Below are 12318 nucleotides of genomic sequence, written 5' to 3'. Positions count from 1 at the left end.
TCCTAGTCTCGGGGGGTGGGCCGGAGCCCCGGTACGTCCCAGTCGGCCGCGACGGCCTCCGTGTCCGCGCCGGGCAGCGCGGGCCCGGTGCGTACGGAGACGGGGGTGGCCGAGAAGCGCGGGGCGGGGGCGGGCTGGGTCCGGCCGCCGTGCTCGACGAAGGTGGAGCGGGCGGCGAGGTGGGGGTGGTGCGGGGCCTCGGTGAGCGAGAGGACGGGGGCCACGCAGGCGTCGCTGCCGGCGAAGACCTCCGTCCACTCGGCGCGCGTACGGGCCAGGAAGCGTTCGGTGACGGCGGCGCGCAGTGCGTCCCAGCGCGCGAGGTCCCACCGGTCGGGGAAGGAGTCCGCGATCCCGAGGAGCCGGACGAACTCCGCGTAGAACTGGCCTTCCAGCGGGCCGACCGCCATGTGGCCGCCGTCGGAGGTGGCGTAGGTGCCGTAGAACGGGCAGCCGCCGTCGAGGAGGTTCGCGCCGCGGCGGTCCTGCCAGCTCCCGGCGGCGAGCATGCCGTGGATCATCGTGGCGAGATGGGCGGCGCCGTCCACGATGGCGGCGTCGACGACCTGGCCCTCGCCGTGGGCGCGGGCGTGCTGGAGGGCGGCGAGGACGCCGACGACGAGGTAGAGCGAGCCGCCCGCGTAGTCGCCGACCAGGTTGGCGGGGACGGTGGGCGGTTCGTCCGGCCTGCCGATCATGGACAGCGTGCCGGTGAGCGCGATGTAGGCGATGTCGTGGCCCGCGCGGTCGGCGAGCGGCCCGTCCTGGCCCCAGCCGGTCATCCGCCCGTAGACGAGCTTCGGGTTGCGGGCGAGGCAGGCGTCGGGTCCGAGGCCGAGGCGTTCGGCGACGCCGGGGCGGTAGCCCTCGACGAGGATGTCGGCGCGTTCGACGAGGTCCAGAACGCGGGCCGGCCCCCCGTCGCTCTTGAGGTCCAGGAGGACGGAGCGCTTGTTGCGGTTGGTGAGGTCGTACGCGGGATCGATGCCGAGCCCCGCGCCGCCGGGCCGGTCGACGCGGACGACATCGGCCCCGAGGTCCGCCAGCAGCATCGCGGCGAACGGTCCGGGGCCGATGCCCGCCAGCTCGACGACCCGGACACCGGTCAGCGGACCGTGCCCGGGCCTTGGGCCTTTCGCCATCTGTGAGCCCCCAGGGGTGTGACACAACCGATGTAACACCTGCGATGCTAAGAACGTCCCCGGCTCCGCACAACCCCTCGGGCCGAGCAAGCGCTTAGCTCTTTCCTCCGATCCTCTCGCATGCGTCCCGCCCGGCCGCACCCCGCCACGGCGCTCTCCGCTACCCTCTGCCTGCCGCATCGGCACCCGTCTCCCAGCCGGAGGTACTCGTGAACAGGCAGAACGACGCGACACGGCCCTTGGACGTGGTCCTCTTCGGTGCCACCGGCTTCGTGGGGGCGCTCACGGCCGAGTACCTGGCGGCCCATGCCCCCGCCGGTCTCCGCTGGGCGCCGGCCGGGCGCAGCCGGGCCAAGCTGGAGGAGCTGCGCGAGCGGCTGACGGCGATCGCCCCGGCCTGCGCGGAGCTGCCGCTGCTGGAGACCGACGCGGACGACGCCGGGGCGCTGGCCGAACTGGCCGCCTCCACCCGGGTGGTGGCCACGACCGTGGGGCCGTACCTGCGGTACGGCGAGAAGCTCGTCGCCGCCTGCGCCGAGGCCGGGACGGACTACGCGGACCTCACCGGCGAGGCGGAGTTCATCGACCGGATGTATCTGGAGCACGACGCCCGGGCCCGTGAGACGGGGGCACGCATCGTGCACGCCTGCGGCTTCGACTCCGTACCGCACGACCTCGGGGCGTACTTCACCGTCAAGCAGCTGCCCGAGGACGTCCCCCTGGCCGTCGACGGCTTCGTCCGCACCAACGCGGTGTTCTCCGGCGGGACGTTCGCCTCGGCGCTGACCGCGATGGGCCGGGGCCCGCAGATGCTGGCCGCCGCCCGGGAGCGCCGACTGCACGAGCCGCGTCTGGTGGGCCGACGGGTCCGCACTCCGACCGGCTCCCCGCACTTCAGCGGGAAGGCCGGCACCTGGGCACTGCCCCTGCCGACGGTCGACCCGGCGATCGTGGGCCGCTCGGCGCGGGCCCTGGAGCGGTACGGCCCCGACTTCCGCTACCGCCACTTCGCCTCGGTCAAGACGCTGCCCATGGCTCTCGGCGCCCCCGTGGCGCTCGGCGGGCTGGTCGCGGCAGCGCAGGTGGAAGGCGTACGGGAGTGGCTGATGAGCCGTTACGAGCCCGGGCGGGGACCGGACGAGGAGCGCCGCGGGCGGAGCTGGTTCACCGTCCGCTTCGTGGGCGGGGGCGGCGGGCGACGTGTCTTCACCGAGGTGTCCGGCGGCGACCCGGGGTACGGCGAGACGGCGAAGATCCTCGCCGAGTCGGCGGTGTGCCTGGCCCTGGACGAGCTGCCGGAGACCTCCGGGCAGGTCACCACGGCGGTGGCGATGGGCGACGCGCTCCTGGACCGGCTGACGGCGGCGGGGCTGCGGTTCCGGGTGGCGGCGGTGCGGTAACCGGTGCCCTCGGCCGGCCGGGTCTAGAAGATCCAGCCGGCCAGCGTGTAGAGCATCGCGCCCAGCCAGACGAGGCCGACGGCGCTGCCGAGGAGTATGCCGAGGGCCATGCGGCGCTGGGCGGGGTCGAAGGGCGCGGGTCGGACGACTGTGCGAGAAGCGTTCATGCGTTCAGCCTGCCCAGCCGTACGGATCTATGCCATCCGTACGCGTACTCAGTTGCGGGACTGTTCCACGCCGTTCCACGCCCGGGACGATCATGCGCGGGGCGGCGGTTCTCCGGGCGGCCCGGCGGCCTCGTCAGGCGGTCGCTTCCCGCAGGGTCTGCCGGCACAGGGCGTCAGCCCGGCGGGTGCTCTCGGGCTGGCGGTAGCGGCCGGCGAGGCGGAGTGTGTGGGCGCAGGCGTTGTCGAGGCTGATGCGGTGACCCACCGAGACGAACACCGGGCTGGTGTTCTCCCGGGTGCGCAGCGCGCGGCCGACCACCTCTTCGCCGTCCAGCAGCGGGGAGGAGTCACCGCGCCGGGGGCCGGGGGCCTCGTAGGTGAAGGTGAACGGGTTCTTGCCGACGCCGATCACCGGCAGTCCGGTGAGCACGCCCAGGTGGCTGGCGAGTCCGAAGCGGCGCGGGTGCGCCAGCCCGTAGCCGTCGCAGACGACGAGACCGGGGTCGACGCTCAGCTCCTCCAGTGCCTCGAGGACCGTCGGGATCTCCCGGAAGGCCAGCAGCCCGGGGACGTACGGAAAAGCGATCGTGCCGACGGCGGTGGCCTCCTCGACCGTCTCCAGCGTCGCGGCGTCCAGCACCACGGCCGCCGCGACGACGACGTCCTTCTCGTCGTCGTAGGCCACGTCCACCCCGGTGACCAGGCCGGTTCCGGGCTCCGGCCCCGCCTCGTCCAGGATCACCCGGTCGCGCAGCCGGTCCTGGATCGCCCGGCCCTCGGCTTCGTCGGCGGGGGTCTCGTGGGCGGGGGCGGGAGAGCTCGTCATATCGGGAAGCTTATGCGGTGACGAGGCCTGTCCTGTTCCCGGTGGCGCCGCGAGGCCACAGGTGGGGCTGGTGTGCCGGCCGGCGGGAGCGCTCCTCATACTGGCGCGATGAAGAGAGCGGACCTCGTACGTCTCGACGGCCTGGCGCGCAATCCGGCCGCCCCGGACTCGGTGCTCCTGCGGATTCTGACCGGCGCCGAGGGGCCGGTGCGCGGTTCCGTGTTCGACCGGGACGACGTCCCGGAGCCGGTGTGCGACGCCGCCGTGTCCCACCCCGACCGGGAGGTCCGCGGATATCTGGCCGTGGGCCGGGGCGCCTCCGGTGCGCAGCGGGCCCGGCTCGCGGCGGACCCGGATCCGTGGGTACGCAGCCGGGTGGCGGCGGGTCCGGAGGTGCACGGCCGCTGGCGGAAGGCCGATCCCCTGCCGGACGAGGTGTGCGCCGCTCTCGCCCGGGACGAGGACCGGCAGGTACGGGCCTGGCTCGGCAGGTTCGTCCCGGTTCCGGACGAGGTGTGGGCGCTCCTGCTCGCGGATCCGGAGGCGAAGGTGCGGGAGTCCGCCCTGTACCACTGGCGGCGTGCCCCCATCGAGGCGGTGCGGCCGCTCCTGGACGACCCCGATCCGGCGGTGCGGCGGGCGGCGGCCCATGTCGCGGACGTCGTCCTCGGCTCCCCCGCCGAGATCCTGGAACAGGTCGCCGCCGCGGAGTCCGGCTGGGAGCGTCGGCGGACCGCCGCGGGCGCGGTGCTCACCGACGGGCTCGCGGACCGGCTGTACGCCACCGGCGACGAGGACGTGCGCGCGGGGCTCGCCGCCAACCAGGGGCTTTCGGACCGGCTGGTGACCGCCCTCGCCTCGGACGACTCCCCGGCGGTCCGGCTCGCGGTGTCCTTGCGGCCGGAGTTGACCGAGGAGCGGCGGACGGCGATCGACTGGCACGTCGGGCGGGAGGACCGCATCCACCCCCCGGCGTGGGTGGCGCAGTCGCTCACCGATCCCGTGCTCATGCGGGCCTGCGCCGAGTCCGCGCACCCGGGAATGCGGCGCTTCGCCGCGTACAGCCCTCATCTGCCGGGCGATCTGGTGGCCCGGCTCGCCGCCGACGAGGACTTCGTCGTGCGGATGCTGCTGTGCGAGAACCATCCGGCGGCCCCCGGGGAACTGCTGCTGGAGACGCTGCTCGAATCGCCCTTCATCACCCGGTTCGAGCAGCTGCCCCAACCGCAGTTCCCGCGCGCCGGGCTGGCGCGGTTCGCGGAGAGCGACGATCCGGGGGCGCGGTTGCTGGTGGCGCGGGATCCGGAGGCCCCGGCGGAGCTGATCGAGCGGCTGAGCCATGACCCGTCGGCCGGTGTCCGCGGCGTCATGGCCCGGGACGCCCGGCTGCCGGCGGGCCGGCTGCTCGAACTGCTCGACGATCCGGAGACCATGGGGGCCGCGGCGGAGGGGCCCGCCCTTCCGCGCACGGCCATGGAGGCCGTCCTCGTGGCGGCCGGGGTCCCGTAGCCTGACGATCATGTTCGTACTCGAATTGACCTACACGGCTCCCGTCGAGCGCGTCGACACGCTGATGGCGGAGCACATCACCTGGCTCGACGAGCAGTACGCAGCGGGCGTCTTCATCGCCTCGGGACGCAAGAACCCCCGGGACGGCGGCGTCATCCTGGCCGTCGGGGAGAACCGGGCGGCGATCGAGAAGATCGCGGCGGCCGACCCCTTCGCCGCGCACGGCGTGTGCGCGTACCGGATCACCGAGTTCATCGCCACCAAGACGGCGCCGGCGCTGGCGCCCTACCAGCAGTTGTTGCCGTAGCGGGCGGACGCCTCACGGTGGTTGCCGCCGCCACCGATGACTTTCCGGGGCGGGGCCGGTCTGTACGGGTATGGAGACCTACACACTGACCAGAGCCGGCGCCGACCTCGTGTACGACGTCCGCGGACCGCTGCCCACCGCCGACGGCCGCCCACCGTTGTTCCTGATCGGGCACCCCATGGACGCGAGCGGGTTCGCCGCGCTGGCGGCACGCTTCCCCGAACGGACCGTCGTCACGTTCGACCCGCGGGGGCTCGGCCGGTCCACCTGTGAAGACGGACAGGTCGACCACACGCCCGAGACCCTCGCCGACGACGTGCACGCCGTCATCACGAAGCTCGGGGCCGGGCCGGTCGAGATGTTCGCCAGCAGCGGCGGGGCGGTCACCGCTCTCGCTCTCGTGGCGCGCCACCCCGACGACGTGACCACCCTCGTCGCGCACGAGCCGCCGCTCATCGCGATCACCCCGGACGGCCCGGCGGCCGTCCGGGCGCGGGCCGGGGTCCGGGACGCGTACGAGAAGCGGGGGTGGGGCGCCGGGATGGCCGCGTTCGTGGCCATGACCTCGTGGGAGGGCGAGTTCACGGACGCGTACTTCGCTCAGCCCGCGCCCGATCCCGCGGCGTTCGGGATGCCCACCGAGGACGACGGCTCGCGTGACGACCCGCTGCTGTCCGAGCGGTCCTGGGCGGTCAGCGACCACCGGCCGGACGTCGAGGCCATCACCGCGGCCCCCACCCGTGTGGTGGTCGCCGTGGGCGAGGAGTCCCGGGCGGTGCAGACCGGCCGGACCTCCGAGGCGGCCGCCGAGCTGCTCGGGCAGCGGGTGACCGTCTTCCCGAGCCATCACGGCGGCTTCCTCGACGGGGAGTTCGGCTACCCCGGGAAGCCCGACGAGTTCGCGGCGCGGCTGCGGGAGGTGCTGGACGCGCCGTGAGGCGGCCCCGGCGTCAGAGGCCCAGCCGGGCCACCCGTCCCTTCTCGCCCGCCGCCCAGCAGCCGAGGTCGGGGGTGCAGTCGACGGTGTCGTACGAGCCGGGGTCGACCGTCCGCCAGGTGCGCCCGCCGTCCCGGGTGAGGCCGGTGCCCGTCGGGCCGACGGCCAGGGCGGCGGTGCGGCTGTACGGGAGCCAGGCGACGCCGGAGCGGTAGGCGGGCGGCGGGGTGGCGGACTGCCGCCAGCTCCGGCCGCCGTCCCCGGTGACGGCGGCCGCCTGCGGGGAGGCCTGGTCGGGGCGGTAGTCGCCGCCGACGGCGATGCCGTGGGCCCGGTCGCGGAAGGCGACGGCGAAGACGCCCCGGGCCGGGTCTCCCGCCGGGAGGGTCGAGGCGCTCGCCGTCCAGGTCAGGCCCCGGTCGCGGGAGTGCAGGACCCGGGCGGTCTCCGCTCCCCCGGTGGTCAGCCAGACGTCCTTGGCGCCAAAGCTGACCAGGCACTGGCCGCTCGCCGCGAACCCCGCCTCGCCGGGCAGGGCGGCGGGCATCCCGGCGTCGGGCAGGACCCGCCAGGACCGGCCGCCGTCCGCCGTGGACAGGACCCGGAACTTGCCGTCCACCGGGTCGCCCGCCGCGAGGCCGTGCCGGCTGTCGAAGAACGTCAGGCAGTTGAAGAAGGCGCGGGGGTCGGTGTTGCGGAAGGACTCGGTCCAGGTCGCTCCGCCGTCCTCGGTGCGCAGGACCCGCGACGCCTCGCCCTCGCCGATGGCCAGGGCGACGGCCCGGCGGCCGTCGAACGCCTCGATGTCCCGCAGTTCCAGTTCGGCGGCGCCCGGCGGTGACACGTCATGCCAGGTGCGGCCGCCGTCCGAGGTGCGCAGGACCGTGCCCTTCGACCCGGCGACCCAGGCGGTGGTGCGGCTGACCGCGGCGAGCCCCCGGAAGCGGGCGCCGGTGCCGGTGCCGGTGAGCCGCCACTCGGGCAGGAGCCCTCGGACGGCGGCCTCCTGGGAGGCCGTCCTTCCCTCCGTGACCTGCGCCGCGTGTGCGCCCGGTGCGACCAGTGCGGCCGCCAGGGCCGCCCCTCCGGTCACCATTGCCATCAGCCGTCTCGTCTTCCCCATGGCCTTCATGGCGCTGGAAGCTAGCCCACGGGTAGGGGCCCGTCCAGGGTGCGTCGCCCTCGAACGGGCAGGAGAGCGGGGGTGCGCGGGGATACGGGCAGGAGCCGGACGGAACCGGTGACGCAGCTCACGCCGCGCGCCGGTGCACGAAACGAGGAGTTCCGTCGTCTACTCCAGTGCCGGGAACCGTTCACCCAGCCGCGAGAGGGAGCAGGTCTTGTCCAGCGTTATCGAGCAGTCCGTGCAGGCTCGCATGGTCGCGTCCGCACCCCGGATGGAGACCCTGCCCGCCATGCTCAGTTACGACCGCCAGTACCCCTTCGCCGTCCGCATGGCGTTCCCGGCCCCGGCGACCCTGGAAGGCACCGAGGTCTCCTGGGAGTTCTCCCGCGAGCTGCTGACCACCGGCGTGGACTCCCCCGCCGGGCAGGGCGACGTACGCGTCCGGCCGTTCGGGTACGAGCGGACCGTCCTGGAGTTCCACGCCCCCGAAGGCATCGCGATGGTCCATGTGCGCACCGAGGAGCTGCGGCTCTTCCTCCAGCGGGCGCAGGAGCTGGTTCCGGTGGGCGACGAGCACCGGTATCTGGACATGGACCGGGGTCTGACCGACCTGCTCGGCGGTCCCCGCTGACGCCCCGGCCGTAAATCCCGTTGCCGGGCCCGCGCCCCGGCCCTACCTTCGTGAACGTCCCTGTTGTCGTCGATCGGAGTAGGACGTTGCTGATCTGAGGTCCTGTGCACACCGTGCAGCGCCCGCCGCGCCCTGTCGTGGCCCGGAGCGCCCGTGTGCGACCTCAGCCTCCTTCAGCCGTCCTTGCCCGTTCCCGACGTACAACGGGAGTTCCGTATGTCATCCGCCGGCACCCATATCAGCTGTACCTCCCTCTCCTTCTCCTGGCCCGACGGCAGCGAGGTCCTCACCGGCTTCGATCTGGCCGTGGGCCCCGGCCGCACCGGGCTCATCGGTCTCAACGGCTGCGGCAAGTCGACCCTGTTGCGGCTGATCGCCGGCGAACTGACCCCGGCCTCCGGGACGATCAGGATCCGCGGCGAGCTCGGCCATCTCCCCCAGACCGTGGTCCTGGACACCGCGCTGCGGGTCGACGAGGTGCTGGGGGTCGCGGAGCGGCGCTCGGCGCTCGCCGCCGTGGAGTCGGGCGACGTCCGGGCGGAGCACTTCGCGGTGATCGGCGACGACTGGGACATCGAGGAGAGGGCCCTCGCCACGCTGGACGGGCTCGGCCTCGGGCACATCGGGCTCGACCGCACCGTCGGGGAGACGTCCGGCGGCGAGGGCGTCCTGCTGCGGCTGGCCGCGCTGCTGCTGGACCGGCCCGGGGTGCTGCTGCTGGACGAGCCGACGAACAACCTGGACGCGTACGCCCGCCGGCGGCTGTACGAGGCGGTCGAGGCCTGGACGGGGGTGCTGCTCGTCGTCAGCCACGACCGGGAGCTGCTGGAGCGGGTGGACCGGATCGCGGACCTGCGCGAGGGCTCGGTCACCTGGTACGGCGGGAACCTGTCGGCGTACGAGGAGGTGCTCGCCGTCGAGCAGGAGACTGCGCGGCGCATGGTGCGGGCCGCCGAGTCCGACGTACAGCGACAGAAGCGCGAACTGTCCGCCGCGCACGTCACGTTGGCCCGTCGCAAGCGGTACGGGCAGAAGATGTGGGACACCAAGCGGGAGCCCAAGGTCGTGATGGGGCAGCGCAAGCGCGCCGCGCAGGTGTCCGCCGGCAAGCACCGCATCCTGCACACCGAGCGGCTGGCGGCGGCCGAGAAGCGCCTGGACGAAGCGGAGTCGGCGGTCCGGGAGGACGAGGAGATCCGGATCGAGCTGCCGGACACCCGGGTCCACCCCGGCAGCGAGGTGCTGCTGCTGCGCGATCCGGTGCCGCCGTACGGGCCGCCGCTGCGGGGGGAGTTGATGGTGCGGGGCCCCGAGCGGATCGCGCTGACCGGGCGTAACGGGGCGGGCAAGACGGCGCTGCTGCGGACGATCGCGGGCGAGCTGAAGCCCCTCGCGGGGGAGGTCGGCCCGCGGGTGGCGACGGGGTTCCTGCCACAGCGGCTGGACGTGCTGGAGGAGGCGTCGTCGGTGGCGCGGAACGTGGCACGGGCGGCGCCCGACCGTACGGAGAACGCCGTGCGGGCCCGGCTGGCGCGCTTCCTGTTCAAGGGGGCGGCGGCGGACCGCCCGGTCTCGACCCTGTCGGGCGGGGAGCGGTTCCGGGCGACGCTGGCGATGCTGCTGCTGGCCGATCCGGCGCCCCGGCTGCTGCTGCTCGACGAGCCGACGAACAGCCTCGACCTGGCGAGCGTACGGCGGCTGACCGAGGCGCTGGAGGCGTACGAGGGGGCGCTGATCGTGGCCAGCCACGACGTGCCGTTCCTGGGGTCGATCGGGATCACCCGGTGGCTCCGGCTCGACGGCGGGCTGCGGGACACGACGGCGGAGGCGGTGCGCCGGGGCTGCTGAGACCGGCCCCGGGCCCACGTCCCGAAAAAAGGCGACAGAAGCTGTCCGGTATCCCGCCTAGCGTCGCCCTCATGGATCGCTCTTCCCCGTGCGGTGCGGAGCCGGACGCCCCCGGCTCCGTCCACCGCGACATCGTCATCACCGGCGCGCGCGAGAACAATCTGCGCGACGTCTCCCTCCGGATCCCCAAGGGCCGGATCACCGTCTTCACCGGTGTGTCCGGCTCGGGGAAGTCGTCGGTCGTCTTCGACACGATCGCCGTGGAGTCGCAGCGGCAGCTGAACGAGACGTTCACCTCGTTCCTGCGCAACCGGCTGCCGAAGTACGAGCGGCCGCACGTCGAGTCCGTCGAGGATCTGTCGGTGGCCATCGTGATCGACCAGAAGCCCCTGGGCGGGAACGTCCGCTCCACGGTGGGGACGGCGACCGACATCTGGTCGGTGCTCCGGGTGCTGTTCTCCCGGCGCGGGGACCCGAGCGCGGGCGGGGCGACGGCGTACTCGTTCAACGATCCCGCCGGGATGTGCCCGGAGTGCGACGGGGTGGGGCGCACGGTCCACCTGGATCTCGACCGGGCGATCGACTGGTCGAAGTCGCTGAACGAGGGGGCGCTGCTGCTGCCCGGCCTGTCGGTGGGAAGTTGGGAGTGGAATCTGTACGGCGGGTCGGGGCGGTTCGACAACGACCTGCCGCTGGCCGAGTTCGGCGAAGAGGAGCGCCGACTCCTGCTGTACGGATCGGGGTTCACCGTCCGCCTCGACATGCGGACCGGGTCGGCGGACATGAAGTTCGAGGGGGTCGTGACCCGCTTCGAGCGCCTGTACCTCAAGCGCGACACCGCCTCCCTCTCCGAGAAGCGGCGCGAGGCGGCCGCCCGGTTCACCGTGGAGCGGGTCTGCGGATCCTGCGGCGGGGCACGACTCAACGCGGCGGCGCTCGCCACCCGGATCCACGGGCTCTCGCCCGCCGACTACGGGCGGATGGAGGTCGCCGAACTCGTCGGCGTACTGGAGCGGATCGACGATCCGGTGGGCGGGCCCATCGCCGCCGCGGCCCGGGAGCGGCTGGAGCGGCTCGTCGGCATCGGGCTCGGCTATCTGAGCCTGGACCGGGAGACCACGACTCTCTCGGGAGGCGAGGGCCAGCGCCTCAAGATGGTGCGGCACCTGGGCAGTTCCCTCACGGGGCTGACGTTCGTCTTCGACGAGCCCAGCGTCGGCCTGCATCCGCGCGACGTGGGCCGACTGGGCGATCTGCTGGTGCGGCTGCGCGACAAGGGCAACACGGTGCTGGTCGTCGAGCACGACCCGGATGTGATGGCGGTCGCCGACCATGTCGTCGACATGGGGCCGCGGGCCGGTGCCGACGGCGGCCACATCGTCTTCGAGGGGCCGTTCGAGCGTTTGCGCGAGGCCGATACGCTCACCGGCCGGTCACTGCGCCGCCGTACCCCGGTGAAGGATGCCGTCCGCTCCCCCACCGGCCGGCTCCCGGTGTACGGGGCGGATCTGCACAACCTCAAGGGTCTGGACGTGTCCTTCCCCGCCGGGGTGCTGACCGCGGTCACGGGGGTGGCCGGATCCGGGAAATCGACCCTGGTGTCACGGGTGTTCACGGCGGCGTACCCGGACGCGGTGGTGATCGACCAGAGCGCGATCACGGCTTCGTCCCGCTCCACGCCCGCCTCGTACATCGGCGCGCTGGACGCCATCCGCAAGGTGTTCGCCCGGGAGAACGGTGTGGACGCGGGGTTGTTCAGCTTCAACTCCGCGGGGGCCTGCGCGGGTTGCTCGGGCCGTGGTGAGATCTCGACGGATCTGGCGTTCATGGATCCGGTCACCACGACCTGCCCGGAGTGCGAGGGGCGCCGGTTCCACGACGACGTACTGAAGCACCGGGTCGGCGGCCGGTCGATCGTGGACGTACTGAACATGACGGCGGCGCGGGCGGCCGGACTCTTCGAGGACCCGGTGCTGCTGCGGAAGCTGCGGACCCTCGACGCGGTCGGGCTCACCTACCTCACCCTGGGGCAGCCGCTCTCCTCGCTGTCGGGCGGTGAGCGCCAGCGGATCAAGCTCGCCACCCAGCTGCACCGCACCTCCAGCGTGTACGTGCTGGACGAGCCGACCACCGGACTGCACCTGGCGGACACGGGCACGCTGGTGGAGCTGCTGGACCGGCTGGTCCACGCGGGGAACACCGTGATCTGCGTGGAGCACAACCTGGAGGTGGTCAAGCGCGCCGACTGGGTGATCGACCTCGGTCCGGACGGCGGCAAGGGCGGCGGGGAGCTGGTCTTCGCGGGGACGCCCGCCGAGCTGCTCGCGCATCCGACGTCCGTAACGGGCCGGTACCTCCGTCGCGACCCGGGGGTGGAATCACCGAATCCGGAACGCTGAGAACCCCTGGAGCAGGGACCCGAGAA

General features: G+C 73.4%; 11 protein-coding genes. 7 read left to right on the top strand and 4 right to left on the bottom strand.

Going from position 1 to position 12318, the window contains the following annotated elements; genetic code table 11:
* Positions 1 to 2: 2 nt before the first annotated feature.
* Positions 3 to 1142, bottom strand: coding sequence for a CaiB/BaiF CoA transferase family protein (locus RNL97_RS28685; RefSeq protein WP_030582474.1), 1140 nt, complete (start codon positions 1140 to 1142; stop codon positions 3 to 5).
* 209 nt (positions 1143 to 1351) lie between these two features.
* On the opposite strand from RNL97_RS28685, the gene RNL97_RS28680 reads away from it, so the two are divergent.
* Entirely contained in the window at positions 1352 to 2542 is a 1191-nt protein-coding gene (locus tag RNL97_RS28680) for a saccharopine dehydrogenase family protein (protein ID WP_030582477.1), read from the top strand.
* Positions 2543 to 2565: 23 nt separating this feature from the next.
* On the opposite strand, the gene mmpA is transcribed toward RNL97_RS28680, so the two are convergent.
* Positions 2566 to 2709 carry a morphogenic membrane protein MmpA gene (mmpA, locus tag RNL97_RS28675; protein ID WP_199814189.1) on the bottom strand — a complete coding sequence of 48 codons (144 nt, stop codon included), beginning with the start codon at positions 2707 to 2709 and terminating at the stop codon, positions 2566 to 2568.
* A gap of 133 nt (positions 2710 to 2842) precedes the next feature.
* Positions 2843 to 3535, bottom strand: a complete 693-nt coding sequence (locus RNL97_RS28670; RefSeq protein ID WP_030582480.1) for an endonuclease V — start codon at positions 3533 to 3535, stop codon at positions 2843 to 2845.
* Between the two features lie 108 nt (positions 3536 to 3643).
* Here RNL97_RS28670 and RNL97_RS28665 point away from each other — a divergent pair, with 108 nt between their 5' ends.
* The 3 genes from RNL97_RS28665 to RNL97_RS28655 all read left to right on the top strand — a co-directional run bounded on the left by RNL97_RS28665 (position 3644) and on the right by RNL97_RS28655 (position 6288).
* Positions 3644 to 5044 carry an LRV domain-containing protein gene (locus tag RNL97_RS28665; protein ID WP_243315856.1) on the top strand — a complete coding sequence of 467 codons (1401 nt, stop codon included), beginning with the start codon at positions 3644 to 3646 and terminating at the stop codon, positions 5042 to 5044.
* Positions 5045 to 5054: 10 nt separating this feature from the next.
* Positions 5055 to 5351 (top strand): YciI family protein, encoded by a 297-nt coding sequence (locus RNL97_RS28660; RefSeq protein WP_030582486.1) that lies wholly within the window; start codon positions 5055 to 5057, stop codon positions 5349 to 5351.
* 70 nt (positions 5352 to 5421) lie between these two features.
* On the top strand, positions 5422 to 6288 hold the full coding sequence (locus RNL97_RS28655) for an alpha/beta fold hydrolase (RefSeq protein ID WP_030582489.1): 867 nt from the start codon (positions 5422 to 5424) through the stop codon (positions 6286 to 6288).
* Positions 6289 to 6301: 13 nt separating this feature from the next.
* On the opposite strand, the gene RNL97_RS28650 is transcribed toward RNL97_RS28655, so the two are convergent.
* Positions 6302 to 7390, bottom strand: a complete 1089-nt coding sequence (locus RNL97_RS28650) for a WD40/YVTN/BNR-like repeat-containing protein (RefSeq protein ID WP_243315855.1) — start codon at positions 7388 to 7390, stop codon at positions 6302 to 6304.
* Positions 7391 to 7628: 238 nt separating this feature from the next.
* Here RNL97_RS28650 and ssgD point away from each other — a divergent pair, with 238 nt between their 5' ends.
* The 3 genes from ssgD to RNL97_RS28635 all read left to right on the top strand — a co-directional run bounded on the left by ssgD (position 7629) and on the right by RNL97_RS28635 (position 12292).
* Complete coding sequence (gene ssgD / locus RNL97_RS28645) at positions 7629 to 8045, top strand: spore wall synthesis regulator SsgD (RefSeq protein ID WP_030582495.1); 417 nt, start codon at positions 7629 to 7631, stop codon at positions 8043 to 8045.
* 216 nt (positions 8046 to 8261) lie between these two features.
* Entirely contained in the window at positions 8262 to 9893 is a 1632-nt protein-coding gene (locus RNL97_RS28640) for an ABC-F family ATP-binding cassette domain-containing protein (protein WP_313751365.1), read from the top strand.
* Between the two features lie 71 nt (positions 9894 to 9964).
* Complete coding sequence (locus RNL97_RS28635; protein ID WP_313751364.1) at positions 9965 to 12292, top strand: excinuclease ABC subunit UvrA; 2328 nt, start codon at positions 9965 to 9967, stop codon at positions 12290 to 12292.
* Positions 12293 to 12318 lie beyond the last annotated feature (26 nt).

The organism is Streptomyces parvus (genome assembly GCF_032121415.1).
Lineage (GTDB): Bacteria > Actinomycetota > Actinomycetes > Streptomycetales > Streptomycetaceae > Streptomyces > Streptomyces globisporus_A.
Note: the sequence above shows the minus strand (reverse complement) of the source record. Positions and strands in the feature narration are given on the sequence as shown.